This is a genomic window from Citrobacter sp. GW821-FHT02E08 (assembly GCF_059421685.1).
In genome coordinates, this window is sequence record NZ_JBWKVL010000010.1 from 86,801 (window position 1) to 106,071 (window position 19,271).

Consider the following 19,271-nt stretch of genomic DNA (forward strand, 5'->3'; position numbering starts at 1 on the left):
ATTTTATTTTGTAGGTCCCGACCATTCGGAATGTATTCCTCTCTTATGACCTGGAGGTAGACATGCATTTAACCATGAAAGATAAAATCGGTTACGGACTGGGAGACACTGCTTGTGGTTTTGTCTGGCAAGCCACGATGTTTTTACTGGCCTATTTTTATACCGATGTTTTTGGACTTTCTGCGGGCGTTATGGGAACACTGTTCCTGGTGTCCCGAGTACTGGATGCCGTGACCGATCCCTTGATGGGCCTGGTGGTGGATCGTACCCGCACGCGTTACGGGCAGTTCCGTCCTTACCTGTTATGGGGGGCGATCCCATTTGGTATTGTTTGTGTATTAACGTTCTATACGCCCGATTTTTCCGCCAACGGGAAAATTATCTACGCGAGCGTCACCTATATTTTGCTGACCCTGGTTTATACCTTCGTGAATGTGCCTTATTGCGCGATGCCGGGGGTGATTACCGCAGACCCTAAAGAACGTCATGCATTGCAGTCGTGGCGTTTTTTCCTTGCGGCGGCGGGTTCATTAGCCATTAGCGGCATAGCGCTTCCATTGGTGAATATCATTGGCAAAGGAAATGAACAGGCGGGTTATTTTGGCGCGATGTGCGTGCTTGGTGTTTGTGGTGTCGTGCTGCTGTTTATCTGTTTCTCGCTGACGAAAGAGCGTTACACTTTTGATATTCAACCAAGCGCTTCAGTTAAGAAAGACCTTAAGTTATTAATGGGTAATAGCCAGTGGCGAATTATGTGCGCCTTTAAGATGATGGCAACGGGCTCAAACGTAGTACGCGGTGGGGCGACGCTCTATTTCGTGAAATACGTCATGGATCACCCGGAGCTGGCGACGCAATTTCTGCTCTATGGCAGCCTCGCAACCATGTTCGGCTCGCTCTGTTCCTCACGCCTGTTGGGGCGTTTTGATCGTGTTACCTCGTTTAAGTGGATCATCGTGATCTACTCGCTGATTAGCCTGAGTATTTTCCTTGTCCCGGCCAACAATATCGCCCTTATCTTTGCGCTTAATATCCTGTTCCTGTTTGTCTTTAATACCACCACGCCGCTGCAATGGTTGATGGCGTCTGATGTGGTGGACTACGAAGAGAGCCGCAGCGGGCGTCGTCTTGATGGCCTGGTCTTCTCGACCTATCTCTTCAGCCTGAAAATCGGACTGGCGATTGGTGGGGCACTGGTGGGGTGGCTCCTCGCATTCTCCAGCTACTCTGCGGGAAGCGCGGTACAGTCGGATAACGTGCTGACCATGATAAAAGTCTTGTTCTGCATAGTGCCGGTTGTGCTCTATGTCGGCATGTTTACGCTGCTGTCGTTCTACAAACTGACCAGCCAGCGCGTCGAAGAGATTAGCCAGCAACTGCAACGCCAGCGCACCGCGCAGCCTGAAACGCAACCCGCTGATGCCGCCGCTGCGGTGAACTGAGGAGAGAATAATGTATCAGATTGAAAACCCTATCCTGACCGGTTTTAACCCAGACCCCTCCCTGTGCCGCGTGGGGGAGGATTACTACATCGCCACCTCCACCTTCGAGTGGTTCCCCGGCGTGCGTATTTATCACTCCCGCGATCTGAAAAACTGGTCGCTGGTCAGTACGCCGCTGGACAGCGTTACTCTGCTGGATATGAAAGGTAACCCGGATTCCGGTGGTATCTGGGCTCCTTGCCTGAGCTATGCCGACGGGCGCTTCTGGCTGCTGTACACCGATGTCAAAATTGTTGATTCGCCTTGGAAAAATGGCCGCAACTTTCTGGTGACTGCGCCATCAATTGAAGGGCCGTGGAGTGCACCCGTGCCGATGGGTAACGGGGGCTTTGACCCTTCACTGTTCCATGATACGGATGGCCGCAAATATTATATTTATCGCCCTTGGGGGCCGCGCCACCACAGTAACCCGCATAACACCATCGTGATGCAGGAATTCTTCGCCGATACGCAAACTCTCTCGCCGCTGCGTAAAACCCTGTTTACTGGCACGCCGTTGGGTTACACCGAAGGGGCGCATATTTATCGCCGCGAGGGCTATTACTATCTGCTGGTGGCGGAGGGGGGAACCAGCTACGAACATGCTGTGGTGGTGTTGCGCTCAACAAATATTGATGGGCCGTATGAGCTGCACCCGGACGTGACCATGATGACTAGCTGGCATCTGCCGGAAAATCCGCTGCAAAAGAGCGGCCACGGTTCGCTGCTGGAGACGCACACCGGCGAGTGGTATATGGCTTACCTGACAAGTCGCCCGCTGCATTTGCCGGGTATCCCGCGTCTGGCGGCCGGGGGGCGAGGATACTGCCCATTAGGACGCGAGACAGGCATTACGCGTATTGAGTGGCGCGATAGCTGGCCGTATGTCGAAGGTGGAAAACATGCCGCGTTGTCGGTGCCGGGGCCGCGTATGAGGGAGCAATCTGCCGTTAGTGCGGGAGTGTGGCATGCGAATTTCGACAGCGCGCGTCTCGACCCGGAACTGCAAACTCTGCGTATTCCCTTTGATGAACAGCTTGGGTCGCTAACTGCCCGACCCGGCTTTTTGCGTCTGTTTGGTAATGACTCGTTGAATTCCACCTTTACCCAATCGACTGTCGCCCGCCGCTGGCAGCATTTCCGCTTCCGTGCTGAGACGCAGATGGCCTTCTCACCTCGCCACTTTCAGCAGAGCGCCGGGTTAACCTGTTATTACAACAGCAAAAACTGGACGTACTGTTTTATGGATTGGGAAGAGGAGCGCGGACGAACGCTGAAAATTATTCAGCTCGACCATAACGTAGCGCACTGGCATCTTTACGATAACCCCATTTTGGTACCGGAAGCGGCGGAGAATGTTTGGCTGCGCGTGGATGTTGATACGCTTGAATATCGCTACAGTTATTCATTCGATGGGCAACACTGGCAGACGATCCCGCTCACGTTTGAAGCCTGGAAACTCTCTGATGACTATATCGGTGGAAGAGGTTTCTTTACCGGCGCGTTTGTTGGCCTGCACTGTGAAGATATCAGCGGCGACGGTTGCTACGCTGATTTTGCTTCGTTCTCGTATCAGCCTGAAGCATAACGGCGAGCTGGGTTATCGCGCGCGATAGCCCAGCGTTTTTGATAGCCCCAGCCCGGCGTCCATCAACATCTGGCGATAGGTCGCCAGCTCGCTATCGCTTACGCGTGAGGTGAGGGTGGAAAGGCTGAGTGCGGCAATGACGCGCGATTCATGATTCCATACCGGTACCGCTATGCAACGCACACCTTGTTCGTTTTCTTCGTTATCACTTGCGTAGAGGTTTTGGCGGGTTTGCGCCAGCGCCGCCAGCATTGCGGCGCGGTCAGTGATGGTGGAGGGTGTAAAGCGTGTGAATGGGTACCCTTCCAGCAACGCGGCGAGTTCTTCGTTGTCCAGCCAGGCCAGTAATACTTTGCCGATAGCGGTGGCATGTACGGGCAGTCGGCGGCCAATTCGTGAATAGGCAATCGCGGCCTGTTTGCCTTCGATTTTCTCGATGTAGATACCTTCGTTACCGTCCAGAATACCCAGATGGGTGGTTTGCCCGGTCTCCTGCGAAAGTACCGTCAGCCAACTTTTCGCCTTCTGACGAATATCCATCGTGCTAACCACAAAATGCCCGCGTTCGACCAGTTTCATCCCGAGGCAGTATTTACCGTTTTCCGGGTTCTGATCGATATAGCCGTGGAGTTGCAGGGTTTTGAGAAGAGAATGGAGGGTGCTTTTGCTCAATCCCATCTGTTTACTGATTTCGGTGATTTTGAGTTCCGTTGACTGCTCATTAAACAAGTCGAGGATCTGCAAAGCACGTTCAACAGACTGAATTATTGGCATAATTTATTACCGTCCACGAAGGGTTCTCCTCGTGTGACCGTACTATTTTCGGGGGGGAAAAGCAATGCCGAATGGCGGCCTTAAACACTGCGCCATCCGGTAACGCAACTTACTGGCTTAACGTCGCCACCATTACCGCTTTGATGGTGTGCATACGGTTTTCTGCCTGATCAAAGACAATGCTTGCCGCAGACTCAAATACCTCATCGGTGACTTCCATACCGCCATGCAAACCATACTCCTGTGCCATTTTCTTACCGAGGGTGGTCTGGTCATCGTGGAACGCGGGCAGACAGTGGAGGAATTTCACCTGCGGGTTACCGGTTAGCGCCATCATCGCGCTATTCACCTGATATTCACGTAGCAGCGCGATACGCTCAGCCCACTTCTCTTTGGCTTCCCCCATCGACACCCACACATCGGTATAGATAAAGTCAGCGCCTTTCACGCCTGCCGAAATCTCTTCGGTCAGTGTGATATTACCGCCGTTTTTCTGCGCCATCGCCTTGCATTCCGCCACAAGGGACGCGTCCGGCCAGCAGGAGGTTGGCGCAACCAAACGTAAATTCAGCCCCGTTAATGCCGCCGCTTCCAGCATCGAATTGCCCATGTTGTTACGCGCATCGCCTGCATACACCAGCGTCATTTCATTGAACGCTTTGCCCGGCAGATGCTCCTGCATGGTCAGCAGATCAGCCAGTAATTGCGTCGGGTGAAATTCATTGGTCAGGCCGTTCCACACCGGCACACCGGCATACGCCGCCAGCGTTTCGACAATCTCCTGGCCGTAGCCGCGATACTGTATGCCGTCGTAGATGCGGCCCAGCACGCGCGCGGTATCTTTGATAGATTCTTTATGGCCAATCTGGCTGCCGCTGGGGCCGAGGTATGTCACGCGGGCGCCTTGATCGTATGCGGCAACTTCGAAAGAGCATCGGGTACGGGTCGAGTCTTTTTCGAAGATGAGCGCGATATTTTTACCGGTCAGTTTTGGTGTTTCGTTACCGTTTTTCTTATCGGTTTTCAGCTGCGCGGCGAGTTGCAGCAGAGTGGTAAGTTCAGCAGAGGTGAAATCAAGCAATTTCAAGAAATGCTTCTGATAAAACGCAGACATGGTTCCCTCACATGGTTAAGACCACTTGTTGAATTAAAATTCAATTTATATGGATGATTATTCATTTGCAACCCTGTTTAACAAATCTTTGCTGGAAAGGTGGAGGCAATGTCAGCGGTATGTGACAATAAGAGTATCGGCAGGACATTATGAGGAATCAGCCATGGCAAACCCGGAACTACTGGAAGAGCAGCGTGAAGAGACGCGCTTGATTATTGAAGAATTACTCGAGGATGGCAGCGATCCCGACGCGCTGTACACCATTGAGCATCACCTTTCCGCAGATGACTTCGAAACGCTGGAGAAAGCTGCAGTAGAAGCGTTCAAACTCGGCTATGAAGTGACCGAGCCGGAAGAGCTGGAAGTGGAAGAGGGCGACACGGTCATTTGCTGCGACATCCTCAGCGAATGCGCGCTGAACGCTGAGATCATCGACGCTCAGGTTGAACAATTGATGAATCTGGCAGAGAAGTTTGAAGTGGAATACGACGGCTGGGGAACGTACTTTGAAGACCCTAACGGCGAAGACGGCGACGATGAAGATTTCGTCGACGAAGACGACGACGGTGTGCGCCACTAAGTTCCAGATGCTATACGGTACGACAGCGCCTGCTGTCGTACCTTAATGACAGGTTACCAATGGATTACCCGCAAATACTCTCTCCGGTTCTCTCTTTTCTGCAATGCCCAACGCCAAAGGCGTGGCTCGATAAAGCCCGCGATCCGGCGAATCTCCCGCTGCTGTTAACTGACCACCTGGTGTGTGAGCTGAAAGCCGCGCAAACGGCGATGCTGCTGGTGCGTAAATATGTTGCGGATAAACAGGGGGCTGATGCGTTGCTCGCCTGGCTACAACCCTACGAAGCGTTTGCCTTCCGTGAAGGGCCGGAGCCTGATTTCGTCGCCCTGCATAAGCAGATCGGCAAAAGCGCGATGCCGCAGACCGACGACCCGTGGGGGCAGGCGTTGATCGACAGCATGGTGCTGCTGATCAAAGAGGAGTTGCATCACTTCTGGCAGGTGCGCGAGGCCATGACCGCGCGCCAGATCCCGTATGTGAAGATCACTGCCAGCCGCTATGCCAAAGGGATGCTGAAAGAGGTGCGTACCCACGAGCCGCTGACGCTGATTGATAAGCTGATTTGCGGGGCGTATATCGAGGCGCGTTCCTGCGAGCGTTTTGCCGCGCTGGCACCGTATCTTGATGAGCCGTTGCAGAAGTTTTATCTCTCGTTGCTGCGTTCAGAAGCGCGTCACTATCAGGATTACCTGGCGCTGGCGCAGCAGGTGTCGAAAGTGGATATCACGCCGCGCGTTCGCTTCTTTGGTGAAGTGGAGGCGGCGTTAATCACCTCGCCGGACGATGAGTTTCGTTTTCACAGCGGTGTGCCGATGTGATTGTCTGCCCGATAGGCGTACTGCGTCGGGCAAACTTACAGACCTTTCAGCATCCGCACTTCGCAATCCACATGTCCGGTGCAGCCCAGCGGTTCGCTGATGTGCTCAAAGCCTAAATGTTCATACAGGCCGATGGCTTCACGCAGAAACGCGGTGGTTTCCAGATAGCAGCGTTTGAAGCCCTGTTCGCGGGCGTGATCGAGCGCCATTAGCGCCAGTTTCTTCGCCAGCCCCTGGCCGCGTACCGTCGACAGAAAATACATCTTCTGCAATTCACAAATATCCGGTTCGCTACAGGAAAGTGGCGCAATACCGCCGCCGCCCACCACGCGACCATTTTGCTCTACCACCCAATACGCGTGGCCAGGCTGGCTGTAAAGCTGGTACAGCTCATCCAGATTCGGATCGGCAACGGTATAGCCTTTGTCGGCGGTCAGGCCGTATTCGGCAGAGACCTGACGGATGACGCTGGCCACCGCGGGATTATCGTCAGCGGTGATCAGGCGCAGGGTCGCCGCGACCGGAGATATAACACTCATAGCGAAACTCGAAATAAATAGTGACAGATATACGCAGTTAATAACACCGCAGGGCAGGGGAGTGCAAGAGAGGATAATTCAGGAACGAATGTATTGTGCGCCTGATAAAGCGCACAATACATTGATATTGCAACGGACTGTAGGCCGGGTAAGCGTAGCGCCACCCGGCATTTGATTACAGCGCGGCGATAACCGCCTGCTGCTCAACCAGTTTCGCTTTCGCTTCCGCGTAACCGTCCAGCTTCTCACGCTCTTTGGCGATCACCGCTTCCGGTGCGCGCGCCACAAAGCCTTCGTTAGACAGTTTGTTTTCGATGCGGCTGATTTCGCCTTCGATTTTCGCCACTTCTTTCGCCAGGCGCGCCAGCTCATCTTCTTTGTTGATGAGGCCAGCCATCGGGATCAGCAGCTCAGCGCCGTCGATGATTTTGGTCACGGATACCGGACCTTTGTCATCGGCTGGCAGCACGGTGATGCTCTCCAGACGCGCCAGGTTCAGCAGGAAGCTACGGTTGTCGTTCACACGACGCTCCGCGTCCTGGCTGCAACCGCGCAGCAGCAGTTCCAGCGGTTTACCCGGTGCGATGTTCATTTCCGCACGGACGTTACGTACCGCAATGATCGCCTGTTTCAGCCACTCGGTGTCAGACGCCGCCGCTTCATCAACCTGAGACGCATCGTACTGTGGGAACGGCTGCAGCATGATGGTGTCGGCGGTGATGCCGCAAATCACTTTCACGCGCTGCCAGATGGTTTCCGTGATGAACGGGATGATCGGGTGCGCGAGGCGCAGCAGACCTTCCAGCACGGTCACCAGAGTATGGCGAGTGCCGCGCAGTTCAGACTCAGAACCACCGTTCATCACCGGCTTGGTCAACTCCAGATACCAGTCGCAGAACTGGTTCCAGGTGAACTCGTACAGGATGCCTGCAGCGATATCGAAGCGGTAGTTATCCAGCGCTTCGCGGTAGGCTTTGATGGTCTGGTTGAATTCCGCCAGGATCCAGCGATCTGCCAGCGACAGGGTCATTTCGCCGCCGTTGAAGCCGCAATCCTGCTCTTCGGTGTTCATCAGCACAAAGCGGCTGGCGTTCCACAGTTTGTTACAGAAGTTACGGTAACCCTCCAGGCGCTTCATATCCCAGTTGATATCGCGACCGGTAGAGGCAAGTGCGGCCAGGGTGAAGCGCAGGGCGTCGGTGCCGTGTGGCTCAATGCCGTCCGGGAACTGCTTCTCGGTGCGCTTACGGATTTTCTCCGCCAGCTGCGGCTGCATCATGTTGCCGGTACGTTTCTCCAGCAGGTCTGCCAGGGAAATGCCGTCGACCATATCCAGCGGGTCAATAACGTTGCCCTTGGATTTGGACATCTTCTGGCCTTCGTCGTCACGAATCAGACCGGTCATGTAGACGGTATGGAACGGAACCTGCGGCTTGCCGTTTTCATCTTTGATGAAGTGCATGGTCATCATGATCATGCGGGCAATCCAGAAGAAGATGATGTCGAAGCCGGAGACCATTACGCTGGATGGGTGGAACTGACGCAAGGCGTCGGTGTTTTCCGGCCAGCCGAGAGTGGAGAAGGTCCACAGCGCGGAGGAGAACCAGGTATCGAGAACGTCTTCGTCCTGACGAAGCGCAATGTCGGCACTCAGGTTGTTTTCCTTCCGCACTTCGTCTTCGGTGCGACCCACGTAGACGTTGCCTTCGTTGTCGTACCATGCAGGGATACGGTGACCCCACCACAGCTGACGGGAGATACACCAGTCCTGAATATCACGCATCCAGGAGAAATACATGTTTTCGTACTGCTTCGGCACGAACTGAATGTCGCCGTTCTCAACCGCTTCAACCGCCGGTTTCGCCAGCACGTCAGCACGCACGTACCACTGGTCGGTCAGCATCGGTTCGATAACCACGCCGCCACGGTCGCCGTAAGGAACGGTCAGGTCGTGCGGTTTAATCTCTTCCAGCAGGCCGAGCGCGTCAACGGCAGCCACCACCGCTTTACGGGCGGCAAAGCGCTCCAGATTCTGGAACTCCGCCGGGATGTCGCTGGCGTAGACGTCAGATTCTTCACCTTTGGTATCAAAGACCTGGGCGCTTTCACGGATGTCACCGTCAAACGTCAGGATGTTGATCATTGGCAGGGCGTGACGTTTACCGACTTCATAGTCGTTAAAGTCGTGCGCCGGGGTGATTTTCACGCAGCCGGTGCCTTTTTCCATATCGGCGTGGTCATCGCCCACAATCGGAATGCAGCGGTTTACCAGCGGCAGCACCACGAATTTGCCAATCAGATCTTTATAACGCGGATCTTCCGGGTTTACGGCCACGCCGGTATCGCCCAGCAGGGTTTCCGGACGCGTGGTAGCGACAACCAGGTAATCTTTACCGTCTGCGGTTTTCGCGCCGTCGGCCAGCGGATAGCGGATGTGCCACATCGAGCCTTTAGACTCGCGGTTTTCCACTTCCAGGTCAGAGATGGCGGTGCGCAGTTTCGGGTCCCAGTTGACCAGGCGTTTGCCACGGTAAATCAGGTCTTCTTTGTAGAGGCGTACGAAGACTTCTTTCACGGCATTGGAAAGACCTTCGTCCATGGTGAAGCGCTCGCGCTCCCAGTCCACGGAGTTACCGAGACGGCGCATCTGACGGGTAATGGTGCCGCCGGATTCCGCTTTCCACTGCCAGATTTTGTCGATGAACGCGTCGCGTCCGTAATCGTGACGGGTTTTACCTTCTTCAGCGGCAATCTTGCGCTCAACCACCATCTGGGTGGCGATACCGGCATGGTCGGTCCCCGCCTGCCAGAGGGTGTTTTTACCCTGCATGCGCTGGTAGCGGATCATGGTATCCATGATGGTTTGCTGGAAGGCGTGACCCATATGCAAACTGCCGGTGACGTTCGGCGGCGGGATCATGATGCAGAAGGATTCTTTACTTTCATCACCGTTTGGCTTGAAGTAGCCCTGCTGTTCCCAGTGCTCGTAAAGCGGCTGTTCGATATCTTGTGGGTTGTATGTCTTTTCCATTATTTCCAGGTTGCCGTATTCAGGTTAAAACCAGCCACGCGGTAGGCTTTGTAGCGTTCACGCGCCAGTTGTTTCAGAGAATCTTCGTAAGGAACGAAGTCTATCACTTCTGTGAAAGCGGTGGCAAAATCTGCAAAGTTTGTTCGCAGGCTGATCAAGATATCCCGCGGGCTGCTGTTGCGTTTTTGCGGCCAGGCAATTTCAACCGGCGCGCCGCCTCTTGGGCCTTCACCCGCCAGATTATGTGGAACAAAACGGTCAGCCGGTCTTGCCCACAGCGCTTCATCCAGACGAATGGCCTGCTGCTCATCTTCACAGGCAATCAGCACGCGCTTGCCACTGCGCCAACGTTCTGCGGCAACGTCGCACACCAGTTGTTCGACAGCGCTTAAGCCATCGACGGTGGTGTCGTTGTCCAGAATGTAGAACGTTGCATTCTTCATATATGGGGTTTCTTGTTGTGGATTTAAACGTATTGCCCGGTGGCGCTGCGCTTACCGGGCCTACGGTATCGTCACGTTGTAGGCCGGGTAAGGCGAAGCCGCCACCCGGCATTTAACATCACTCTTCGCCGTTAAACCCGGCGCGGTTGAGCAGGAACTGCGACAGCAACGCGACCGGACGACCGGTTGCACCTTTCGCTTTGCCGGAACGCCATGCGGTACCGGCGATATCCAGGTGCGCCCAGTTGTATTTACGGGTAAAGCGCGACAGGAAGCAGCCTGCGGTGATTGCCCCGCCAGGACGCCCGCCGATGTTGGCCATATCCGCAAAGTTAGACTCCAGTTGCTCCTGGAACTCATCGCCCAGCGGCAGACGCCATGCGCGGTCACCCGCTTGCTCGGACGCGCTAATGAGCTCGTGCGCCAGCGGATTATGGTTCGACATCAAACCGGTGATGTGATGGCCCAGCGCAATCACGCAAGCCCCGGTCAGGGTCGCCACGTCAATCACCGCTTCTGGCTCAAAACGCTCAACGTAGGTTAATACGTCGCACAGCACCAGACGGCCTTCGGCATCGGTGTTCAGCACTTCAACGGTCTGACCGGACATGGTGGTCAACACGTCGCCCGGACGATAAGCTCGCCCGCCCGGCATGTTTTCACAGCCCGCCAGCACACCGATGACGTTAATCGGCAACTGCAGTTCCGCCACCATGCGCATCACGCCGTACACTGCCGCCGCGCCGCACATGTCGTACTTCATCTCGTCCATACCTTCGGCAGGCTTGATGGAGATACCACCGGAGTCAAAGGTCAGCCCTTTACCAACCAGTACGATCGGGCGTACGTCTTCGGACGGATTGCCTTTGTATTCGATAACCGACATCAGCGATTCGTTTTGCGAACCGTTGCCCACCGCAAGGTAGGAGTGCATGCCCAGCTCTTTCATCTGCTGTTCGCCGATGACGCGGGTAATGACGTTTTTGCTGTAGGAATCTGCCAGCTGACGCGCCTGCGAAGCCAGATAACCGGCGTTGCAGATGTTTGGCGGCATATTGCCAAGATCTTTTGCTGCCTTGATACCGGCGGCAATCGCCAGACCGTGCTGGATCGCGCGTTCGCCGCTGGTTAGCTCACGGCGGGTTGGCACGTTGAAGACCATTTTACGCAGCGGACGACGCGGTTCGCTTTTGTTGGTTTTCAGTTGATCAAAACTGTACAGCGTCTCTTTGGCTGTCTCGACCGCCTGGCGCACTTTCCAGTAGTTATTACGGCCTTTGACGTGCAGTTCGGTCAGGAAGCAAACGGCTTCCATTGAGCCAGTATCATTCAGTGTATTGATGGTTTTCTGAATGACCTGCTTGTACTGACGCTCATCAAGTTCGCGCTCTTTGCCACAACCAATAAGGAGAATTCGCTCGGACAAAACGTTCGGCACATGGTGCAACAATAGCGTCTGCCCCGGTTTTCCTTCCAGTTCGCCACGGCGCAGCAGTGCGCTAATGTACCCGTCGCTGATCTTATCGAGCTGTTCTGCAATCGGAGAGAGGCGACGCGGTTCAAAGACGCCCACGACGATGCAGGCACTCCGCTGTTTCTCCGGGCTACCGCTTTTTACACTGAACTCCATGCACTACACTCCTGATTCTTAAAGACAACGGCGGTGGCTACGGATAGAATTGCAAGCTTTCGTAACTCATGTCCGCTGTTGCGGTGACTTCGTGTTAATCTTAACGTTATTACGGTATTGGCACGTCAGAACAATTTTCTGAGAGGTGAATCCGTTGAGTATAATAGTCTTAGCGACGATTTCGACGACTCAAGAGAATAAATGACGTTTAAGCCATGAAACAAGCTAAAATCCTGCAAAAGACGAGTTTTTACGGGCGTATTTAAAGTGATAATCATAAGATATCTGGTACGGGAGACGCTCAAAAGCCAACTTGCGATCCTTTTCATCTTGCTTTTGATCTTCTTTTGTCAAAAGTTAGTGAGGATCCTCGGTGCGGCGGTTGACGGTGATATTCCGGCAAATCTGGTGTTCTCTCTACTGGGGCTGGGCGTGCCTGAAATGGCGCAGCTCATTCTGCCTCTCAGCCTGTTCCTCGGGCTGCTGATGACGCTGGGCAAACTGTATACTGAAAGTGAAATTACGGTCATGCACGCCTGCGGGTTGAGCAAAGCCGTCCTGGTAAAAGCCGCCATGGTACTGGCGTTGTTTACTGGTATTGTCGCTGCGGTCAACGTCATGTGGGCGGGACCTTTATCATCTAAACATCAGGATGAAGTGCTGGCGGAGGCGAAAGCTAACCCCGGTATGGCTGCGCTTGCGCAGGGGCAATTCCAGCAGGCAACCAATGGCAGCTCGGTCCTGTTTATCGAAAGTGTCGATGGCAGCGACTTCAAAGACGTGTTTCTCGCGCAAATACGTCCGAAAGGCAACGCCCGTCCTTCCGTGGTGGTGGCTGATTCCGGACATTTGACGCAGCTTCGCGACGGCTCTCAGGTGGTCACCCTGAATCAGGGGACACGCTTTGAAGGGACCGCGTTGTTACGTGATTTCCGCATTACCGATTTCCAGAACTATCAGGCGATTATCGGGCATCAGGCGGTTGCGCTGGATCCCAATGATTCCGAGCAGATGGATATGCGCTCGCTGTTGTCGGCCAAAACCGATCGTGCCCGGGCGGAACTACACTGGCGCCTGACGCTGGTGTTTACCGTATTTATGATGGCGCTGATGGTCGTGCCGCTGAGCGTGGTGAACCCACGTCAGGGGCGCATCCTGTCAATGCTCCCGGCGATGTTGCTGTATCTGCTGTTCTTCCTTGTGCAGACCTCCCTGAAATCCAATGGCGGCAAAGGCAAACTGGACCCGGCTCTCTGGATGTGGGCGGTGAACCTGGCGTATCTGGCGTTGGCGATTGGCCTGAACTTGTGGGATACGGTGCCGGTACGCCGTCTGCGTGCCCGTTTTCTGCGTAGAGGAGCGGTGTAATGCAGCCATTTGGTGTACTTGACCGCTATATCGGTAAAACCATTTTCACCACCATCATGATGACGCTGTTCATGCTGGTGTCGCTCTCCGGCATCATCAAGTTCGTCGACCAGCTGAAAAAAGCCGGGCAGGGGAGCTACGATGCGCTGGGTGCTGGGATGTATACCCTGCTCAGCGCGCCAAAAGATGTGCAGATCTTCTTCCCGATGGCGGCTTTGTTGGGCGCGTTGCTGGGGCTGGGGATGCTGGCGCAGCGCAGCGAACTGGTGGTGATGCAGGCTTCTGGCTTCACCCGCATGCAGGTGGCGCTGTCGGTCATGAAAACGGCCATTCCACTGGTGCTGTTGACGATGGCAATTGGCGAGTGGGTTGCGCCGCAGGGCGAGCAGATGGCGCGTAACTATCGTGCTCAGCAAATGTATGGCGGCTCGTTGCTCTCTACCCAGCAAGGGTTGTGGGCAAAAGACGGCAACAACTTTGTGTATATCGAACGGGTTAAAGGCGATACGGAGCTGGGCGGGATCAGTATCTACGGTTTCAACGAGCAGCGCCGTTTGCAGTCGGTGCGTTACGCCGCTTCTGCGAAATTCGATGCTGAGCACAAAGTATGGCGTCTGTCGCAGGTCGATGAGTCCAACCTGACCAATCCGAAGCAAATCACCGGTTCGCAGACGGTGAGCGGTACCTGGAAAACCAACCTGACGCCGGACAAACTCGGTGTGGTCGCGTTAGATCCAGATGCGCTCTCCATCAGCGGCCTGCACAGCTACGTGAAGTATCTGAAGTCGAGTGGTCAGGACGCCGGACGCTACCAGCTCAATATGTGGAGTAAAGTGTTCCAGCCGCTCTCTGTGGCCGTCATGATGCTGATGGCGCTGTCGTTCATTTTCGGCCCGCTGCGTAGCGTTCCGATGGGGGCGCGTGTTGTCACCGGTATCAGCTTTGGTTTTGTCTTCTACGTGCTTGACCAGATCTTTGGTCCACTGACGCTGGTTTATGGCATTCCGCCGATTATTGGCGCGCTGTTGCCGAGCGCCTCGTTCTTCCTGATTAGCCTCTGGTTGATGCTGCGGAGATCGTAATCCTGCTACCCTCCCGTGTTACGGGAGGGTGCATGTCTCACCTTAGCGTTTTCTCCCGCCCAGTAAGCTGCCCAACATCCCGCGTATAATTTGATTGGTGACCTGACGGGCTGCGCTTTTGGCAACACTCTGTACGACACCATCACGTTTACCGCCGCGTGGCCCGGTACTGCCAAACAGAATGTCTTTCAACCCACCGAGAATACCATCGTCAACCGCGACCTCTTTGCCTTTCACCGTCGGGTTGTTCTGCTGTTCTGTGCTGGCCTGCACACCCTTTTGCAGCCTCTCGTAAGCGGATTCGCTATCCACCTCTTCCTCATACTTACCGTACAGGGCTGAGTGATTAATTAACCCATTGCGTTCATCGTCGGTGAGTGGTCCCATCCGCGAGCAGGGCGCAATGACCATTGCGCGCTCCACCACCGACGGACTGCCTTTAGCATCAAGAAACGAGATTAGTGCTTCACCAGTGCCTAACTCCTGAATGGCTTTTTCGGTATCAAATGCCGGATTCGCTCGCATTGTCTGCGCTGCGGTTTTCACCGCTTTCTGATCTTTCGGTGTGAAGGCGCGCAGGGCATGCTGTACACGGTTACCCAACTGCCCGAGCACGTTGTCGGGTATGTCGGACGGGTTCTGTGAGACGAACCAGACGCCAACGCCTTTTGAACGGATCAGGCGAATAACCTGCTCGATTTTATCCAACAACACCTGTGGCGCGTCGTTGAACAACAGATGCGCCTCGTCGAAGAAGAAAACCAGCTTCGGCTTCTCCAGATCACCCGCTTCCGGCAGTTGCTCGTAAAGTTCGGAGAGCATCCAGAGCAGGCTGGCGGCATACAGTTTTGGCATCTGGTAAAGTTTTTCTGCGCTGAGGATGTTGATAATCCCTTTACCGTTTGCGTCGACGCGCATCCAGTCGGTGATCTCCAGCATCGGCTCGCCAAAGAAGTGGGTCGCGCCCTGTTGCTCGAGGGTCAGCAGGCCACGCTGTATCGCCCCCACCGATGCGCTACTGATATTGCCGTACTGATTCTGGAAGGATTTGGCATTATCGCCAATGTATTGCGTAATGGCCCGCAGGTCTTTGAAATCCAGCAGCAACAGCCCCTGGTCATCGGCAATACGAAAGATAATATCAAGGACGCCGGACTGGACCTCGTTCAGGTTCAGCAGACGCGCGAGCAGTAGCGGCCCGAGATCGGAGATGGTCGCCCGCACCGGATGGCCTTTTTCGCCGAAAATATCCCACACCACCACTGGATTGGCGTGGGGCTGCCAGTCGGCGATACCGATGTTTTTTAGCCGGGTAAGCAGTTTTTCCGAGGCTACGCCCTCTTCAGCCACGCCCGTCAGATCGCCTTTCACATCCGCCATAAACACCGGAATGCCGATTTCCGACAGCGATTCGGCCAGCTTTTGCAACGTGACTGTTTTACCCGTCCCCGTCGCGCCGGTAATCAGCCCGTGACGGTTCGCCATGCCTGGCAGTAAGAACAGCTCGGTTTCTGGCGTGCGGGCAATTAACAAGGGTGCGCTCATGAGATTTCCTCCATTTATCCTGCCTGGAGTATAGGCAATGTGAATGAAAGAGAATATGCGAAGGGGAGAGAAAATAACTTATAGCGTATTGCCGTGGTAAATCTGATACCCCAAATCCACGGTATTGTGGTTATGGTCGTTGTTCTTGATTTTGCTCAGCAACATTTGCGCCGCCGTACGGCCAATGTCAAATCGTGGGGTGATCACGCTGGCGAGGCTTGGGATCATCTGCCTGCCCATTTCCAGCCCGTGGAACCCGGCAATGGAGATCTGTTCCGGGACGACAAGTTCACGTTCGCGGCACAGCAGCAGTGCGCCCATCGCAATATCGTCGTTGGTGCAGAATACGCCGTCTAAATCCGGGTGTGCAGCGAGCGCGTCACGCATCATTTGTGTGCCCAGATGAATGGATGAGATAGCGCGAGGGTTAACACGCAGTGGCTCCAGACCACGGCGCGTCATGGCGTCGCAGTAACCGCGATAGCGCTGCTCATCACGGACATCATCTTTCGAACCCAGGTAGAGAATTTTGTGCCGCTGGCGTTTATCTAACATGGTGCTGACCATATCAAACGCCGCCTGGCGGTTATCGAATCCCACCTCCATGTCCAGACGATCGCCCTGAATATCCATCAGCTCCACCACCGGAATGTTGGCAGAACGCATAAATTTAACAGTGCGCAGGGTGTGGTATTTCTCGGAAAGAATAATGCCGTCGATATTATACGAGAGCAGGTTGATCACCGACTCTTCCTCGGATTCCCGATCGTAATTGTAGTTGGCGATCAGCGTCTGATAGTTATGGTCTGAGGTCACCGACTCTATACCGGCGAGAATATCGGCGAACAACTGGTTTTGAAAAGAGGGGATCAGCACGCCAAGCGTATAGCTTTGCGCATTCAGCAGCATCGCGGGTGCCCGGTTGGGGATGTAATTGATCTCCTCCATAATCTGCGCGATACGTTCACCGGTTTCCTTTGCGACCTTTTTCGGCGAGCGGATGTAGCGGCTCACCGTCATTTTAGTCACGCCCGCCAGGGTGGCGATATCTTGCAAAGAAATTCTGTGGTTCCTCATCTTTTCTCCTGAGCCGGGGAACGCAGACTTTCGTTCCCCGGTGATGCCGAATTAATGCAGGACGGCGTTCAGCGTCAGAACCCCGAGGAGTCCCATAATGGAAATCAGCGTTTCCATTACCGTCCAGGTACGCAACGTTTCTCCAACGCTGAGATTAAAATAACCTTTAAACAGCCAGAAGCCAGGATCGTTAACGTGTGAAGCAATCACGCTGCCCGCACCGGTTGCCAGCACCATCAGTGCCGGGTCGGCATGAGTGACGTTAATTATCGGCAATACCACGCCTGCGGTGGTAATGGCTGCGACGGTCGCTGAACCGAGCGCGATGCGTAGCAACGCCGCTACTGTCCAGCACATCAGCAGCGGAGAGAGCGAAGTGCCGGTCATCAAGTGCGAGATATATTGACCCACGCCGCTGTCCACCAGAACCTGCTTAAACGCACCGCCGCCGGCGATGATAAACACAATCATCGCAATCGCGCCGATAGAGTTGCCAATGATATCCATAATTTGCTCTATCGTACGTCCGTTACGTCGACCGAGAGTAAAAATGGCGAGCACGATGGCGATAAACAACGCGACCGCAGGGTTACCAATAAACTCAAAGAACACCCGCACGCTGTTGGTCTTAGGCAGCGTAATTTCGCACACCGCCGCTACCGCCATCAGTATTACCGGGATAACGGCCGCAAAGATACTGTTCCAGAACGACGGCATCTCTGCTTCGGTGAATAAATGCGGGTTGAATAAACCTTCAGGCGGCGCTTTTTCAAAGCGGGTCAATAGTTTGGAAAACAGCGGCCCGGCGACAATCACCGTCGGGATAGTAATGATAAAGCCGTACAGCAGGGTGGTGCCGAGATTAGCCTCGAAGATGGTGGCAATCGCGGTTGGCCCCGGATGCGGCGGCAAAAAACAGTGGGTAACGGATAGTGCCGCAACCATCGGCACGCCGACATACAGCAGCGGCAGACCGGAGGAGGCCACCACCGTAAACACCAGCGGCAGCAGCAGAACAAAACCGACCTCGAAGAACATTGCCAGGCCGACAACCAGGCCGGTGATGACCAGCGCCCACTGCACACGTTTCTTACCGAATGTACCAATCAGCGTGGTAGCGATGCGCTGGGCGGCGCCGGTATCAGAAATCAGCTTACCGAGCATTGCGCCGAACCCGAGGATCATCGCCAGCCCGCCGAGCGTACCGCCGATCCCATTTTGTATAGAGTGCAGAACGGCCTGTGCATCCATCCCTTCGGCAAAACCGACGACGGCTGCAACCAGTACCAGGGCAATAAAGCCGTTAACTTTAAAGCCAATCATCAGGACCAGAAGCAGCGCGACGCCTGCCGCAATTATGATTAATGGCATAATCGTATCTCTTATAGTTGCCAAAAAAGCAGCGCCAGGGCGCTGCGTGGTGTTGCGTTGCGTCAGACGGCGACCAGCATGCCGCCATCGACAAACAACAGGTGCCCGTTAACAAAATCAGAAGCTTTAGAAGAGAGGAATACCGCGGCGCCAATCAGCTCCTGCGGATCGCCCCAGCGTGCGGCTGGCGTACGTTTGCACAGCCAGGAGGTGAAGGCTTCATCTTCAACCAGCGCTTTGGTCATTTCGGTTTTGAAGTAGCCTGGTGCGATACCGTTCACCTGGATATTGTGACGTGCCAGCTCAACGCACATTCCGCGGGTGAGCATTTTCACCGCGCCTTTCGAAGCGGCATACGGCGTAATGGTGTCTCGTCCCAGCTCGCTCTGCATGGAGCAGATGTTGATGACTTTTCCGGTCTGACGCTCCACCATCCGGCGGGTCACTGTCTGTGATACCAGGAACACTGCGGTTTGGTTTACCGCGATCACGTCGTTCCAGTCCTGTTCCGGGAACTCGGTGAAAGGATGGCGGCGTTGAATACCCGCGTTATTTACCAGCACATCAATCGGGCCAATATCCTTTTCGATATGCTCGATGGCGGCATCAATATCCTGTTTATGCGTAACATTGAAAGGCGCGGCAACGGCGCGAACACCTTCCTGCTGCAGCCTGACGACAGCGGCTTCCGCGCGTTCTGGCGTAATATCATTGACGATAATCTGCGCGCCATATTTACCCAGCCCGGTCGCCAGTAAATAACCAATACCCTGAGCAGAACCGGTGATAAGAATGTTTTTGCCGTCCAGTGAAAAAAGATCGTTCATCGT

General features: G+C 54.7%; 18 protein-coding genes. 7 read left to right on the top strand and 11 right to left on the bottom strand.

Features of this window, described 5'->3' with window-relative positions; translation table 11 throughout:
• Nucleotides 1-62 precede the first annotated feature (62 nt).
• Together AC07UY_RS14100 and AC07UY_RS14105 are read left to right on the top strand one after the other, a co-directional pair.
• Entirely contained in the window at nt 63-1,442 is a 1,380-nt protein-coding gene (locus AC07UY_RS14100; RefSeq protein WP_203359126.1) for a glycoside-pentoside-hexuronide (GPH):cation symporter, read from the top strand.
• A gap of 10 nt (nt 1,443-1,452) precedes the next feature.
• Nucleotides 1,453-3,069 (top strand): glycoside hydrolase family 43 protein, encoded by a 1,617-nt coding sequence (locus AC07UY_RS14105; protein WP_494661203.1) that lies wholly within the window; start codon nt 1,453-1,455, stop codon nt 3,067-3,069.
• Between the two features lie 12 nt (nt 3,070-3,081).
• Here the strand turns inward: AC07UY_RS14105 and AC07UY_RS14110 are convergent, their stop codons facing one another.
• The 3 genes from AC07UY_RS14110 to argL form a co-directional block, all read right to left on the bottom strand.
• Complete coding sequence (locus tag AC07UY_RS14110) at nt 3,082-3,843, bottom strand: IclR family transcriptional regulator (protein ID WP_494701417.1); 762 nt, start codon at nt 3,841-3,843, stop codon at nt 3,082-3,084.
• Between the two features lie 109 nt (nt 3,844-3,952).
• Nucleotides 3,953-4,957: an ornithine carbamoyltransferase gene (gene argF / locus AC07UY_RS14115; protein ID WP_494661201.1), complete on the bottom strand. Its 1,005-nt coding sequence runs from the start codon at nt 4,955-4,957 to the stop codon at nt 3,953-3,955.
• Entirely contained in the window at nt 4,927-5,022 is a 96-nt protein-coding gene (gene argL / locus AC07UY_RS14120) for a putative translational regulatory protein ArgL (RefSeq protein WP_494661200.1), read from the bottom strand. The genes argF and argL overlap by 31 nt, the downstream gene beginning before the upstream one ends.
• Nucleotides 5,023-5,120: 98 nt before the next feature.
• Between argL and rraB the strand changes: the two genes are divergently transcribed.
• Nucleotides 5,121-5,537, top strand: coding sequence for a ribonuclease E inhibitor RraB (gene rraB, locus AC07UY_RS14125; RefSeq protein WP_192610893.1), 417 nt, complete (start codon nt 5,121-5,123; stop codon nt 5,535-5,537).
• A gap of 59 nt (nt 5,538-5,596) precedes the next feature.
• Entirely contained in the window at nt 5,597-6,355 is a 759-nt protein-coding gene (gene miaE / locus AC07UY_RS14130) for a tRNA isopentenyl-2-thiomethyl-A-37 hydroxylase MiaE (protein ID WP_494661199.1), read from the top strand.
• Nucleotides 6,356-6,390: 35 nt separating this feature from the next.
• Here the strand turns inward: miaE and AC07UY_RS14135 are convergent, their stop codons facing one another.
• The 4 genes from AC07UY_RS14135 to pepA all read right to left on the bottom strand — a co-directional run bounded on the left by AC07UY_RS14135 (nt 6,391) and on the right by pepA (nt 11,998).
• On the bottom strand, nt 6,391-6,894 hold the full coding sequence (locus tag AC07UY_RS14135; RefSeq protein WP_203359121.1) for a GNAT family N-acetyltransferase: 504 nt from the start codon (nt 6,892-6,894) through the stop codon (nt 6,391-6,393).
• Nucleotides 6,895-7,069: 175 nt separating this feature from the next.
• The gene (locus tag AC07UY_RS14140; protein WP_494701416.1) at nt 7,070-9,925 is read right to left on the bottom strand and encodes a valine--tRNA ligase; all 2,856 of its coding nucleotides are present in this window, start codon (nt 9,923-9,925) and stop codon (nt 7,070-7,072) included.
• Nucleotides 9,925-10,368 (bottom strand): DNA polymerase III subunit chi, encoded by a 444-nt coding sequence (gene holC / locus AC07UY_RS14145; RefSeq protein WP_494661197.1) that lies wholly within the window; start codon nt 10,366-10,368, stop codon nt 9,925-9,927. The genes AC07UY_RS14140 and holC overlap by 1 nt, the downstream gene beginning before the upstream one ends.
• 118 nt (nt 10,369-10,486) lie before the next feature.
• Nucleotides 10,487-11,998 carry a leucyl aminopeptidase gene (pepA, locus tag AC07UY_RS14150; RefSeq protein ID WP_192610898.1) on the bottom strand — a complete coding sequence of 504 codons (1,512 nt, stop codon included), beginning with the start codon at nt 11,996-11,998 and terminating at the stop codon, nt 10,487-10,489.
• Nucleotides 11,999-12,152: 154 nt separating this feature from the next.
• On the opposite strand from pepA, the gene AC07UY_RS14155 reads away from it, so the two are divergent.
• From AC07UY_RS14155 to lptG, 3 genes are all read left to right on the top strand, one after another.
• Nucleotides 12,153-12,203: a hypothetical protein gene (locus AC07UY_RS14155; protein WP_223307023.1), complete on the top strand. Its 51-nt coding sequence runs from the start codon at nt 12,153-12,155 to the stop codon at nt 12,201-12,203.
• A 62-nt stretch (nt 12,204-12,265) separates the two neighbouring features.
• Complete coding sequence (lptF, locus tag AC07UY_RS14160; protein WP_203359117.1) at nt 12,266-13,366, top strand: LPS export ABC transporter permease LptF; 1,101 nt, start codon at nt 12,266-12,268, stop codon at nt 13,364-13,366.
• Entirely contained in the window at nt 13,366-14,448 is a 1,083-nt protein-coding gene (lptG, locus tag AC07UY_RS14165; protein ID WP_203359116.1) for an LPS export ABC transporter permease LptG, read from the top strand. Before lptF ends, lptG begins: the two co-directional genes overlap by 1 nt.
• Before the next feature lie 42 nt (nt 14,449-14,490).
• Here lptG and AC07UY_RS14170 read toward each other — a convergent pair whose 3' ends face one another.
• From AC07UY_RS14170 to idnO, 4 genes are all read right to left on the bottom strand, one after another.
• The gene (locus tag AC07UY_RS14170; protein WP_494701415.1) at nt 14,491-15,993 is read right to left on the bottom strand and encodes a helicase HerA-like C-terminal domain-containing protein; all 1,503 of its coding nucleotides are present in this window, start codon (nt 15,991-15,993) and stop codon (nt 14,491-14,493) included.
• Nucleotides 15,994-16,071: 78 nt separating this feature from the next.
• Nucleotides 16,072-17,070, bottom strand: coding sequence for a DNA-binding transcriptional regulator IdnR (gene idnR / locus AC07UY_RS14175; RefSeq protein ID WP_494701414.1), 999 nt, complete (start codon nt 17,068-17,070; stop codon nt 16,072-16,074).
• Nucleotides 17,071-17,121: 51 nt separating this feature from the next.
• Complete coding sequence (gene idnT / locus AC07UY_RS14180; protein ID WP_494701413.1) at nt 17,122-18,441, bottom strand: gnt-II system L-idonate transporter; 1,320 nt, start codon at nt 18,439-18,441, stop codon at nt 17,122-17,124.
• Between the two features lie 62 nt (nt 18,442-18,503).
• The gene (gene idnO / locus AC07UY_RS14185) at nt 18,504-19,268 is read right to left on the bottom strand and encodes a gluconate 5-dehydrogenase (protein WP_494701412.1); all 765 of its coding nucleotides are present in this window, start codon (nt 19,266-19,268) and stop codon (nt 18,504-18,506) included.
• Nucleotides 19,269-19,271 lie beyond the last annotated feature (3 nt).

Excerpts from the sequence above, each read along its gene's own strand:
- argF (WP_494661201.1), bottom strand. The coding sequence starts at position 4,957 with ATGTCTGCGTTTTATCAGAAGCATTTCTTGAAATTGCTTGATTTCACC.
- idnT (WP_494701413.1), bottom strand. The coding sequence starts at position 18,441 with ATGCCATTAATCATAATTGCGGCAGGCGTCGCGCTGCTTCTGGTCCTG.
- AC07UY_RS14105 (WP_494661203.1), top strand. The coding sequence starts at position 1,453 with ATGTATCAGATTGAAAACCCTATCCTGACCGGTTTTAACCCAGACCCC.
- lptG (WP_203359116.1), top strand. The coding sequence starts at position 13,366 with ATGCAGCCATTTGGTGTACTTGACCGCTATATCGGTAAAACCATTTTC.
- holC (WP_494661197.1), bottom strand. The coding sequence starts at position 10,368 with ATGAAGAATGCAACGTTCTACATTCTGGACAACGACACCACCGTCGAT.
- idnR (WP_494701414.1), bottom strand. The coding sequence starts at position 17,070 with ATGAGGAACCACAGAATTTCTTTGCAAGATATCGCCACCCTGGCGGGC.
- AC07UY_RS14100 (WP_203359126.1), top strand. The coding sequence starts at position 63 with ATGCATTTAACCATGAAAGATAAAATCGGTTACGGACTGGGAGACACT.
- argL (WP_494661200.1), bottom strand. The coding sequence starts at position 5,022 with ATGAATAATCATCCATATAAATTGAATTTTAATTCAACAAGTGGTCTT.
- AC07UY_RS14135 (WP_203359121.1), bottom strand. The coding sequence starts at position 6,894 with ATGAGTGTTATATCTCCGGTCGCGGCGACCCTGCGCCTGATCACCGCT.
- idnO (WP_494701412.1), bottom strand. The coding sequence starts at position 19,268 with ATGAACGATCTTTTTTCACTGGACGGCAAAAACATTCTTATCACCGGT.
- rraB (WP_192610893.1), top strand. The coding sequence starts at position 5,121 with ATGGCAAACCCGGAACTACTGGAAGAGCAGCGTGAAGAGACGCGCTTG.
- AC07UY_RS14140 (WP_494701416.1), bottom strand. The coding sequence starts at position 9,925 with ATGGAAAAGACATACAACCCACAAGATATCGAACAGCCGCTTTACGAG.
- pepA (WP_192610898.1), bottom strand. The coding sequence starts at position 11,998 with ATGGAGTTCAGTGTAAAAAGCGGTAGCCCGGAGAAACAGCGGAGTGCC.
- AC07UY_RS14170 (WP_494701415.1), bottom strand. The coding sequence starts at position 15,993 with ATGAGCGCACCCTTGTTAATTGCCCGCACGCCAGAAACCGAGCTGTTC.
- miaE (WP_494661199.1), top strand. The coding sequence starts at position 5,597 with ATGGATTACCCGCAAATACTCTCTCCGGTTCTCTCTTTTCTGCAATGC.
- AC07UY_RS14110 (WP_494701417.1), bottom strand. The coding sequence starts at position 3,843 with ATGCCAATAATTCAGTCTGTTGAACGTGCTTTGCAGATCCTCGACTTG.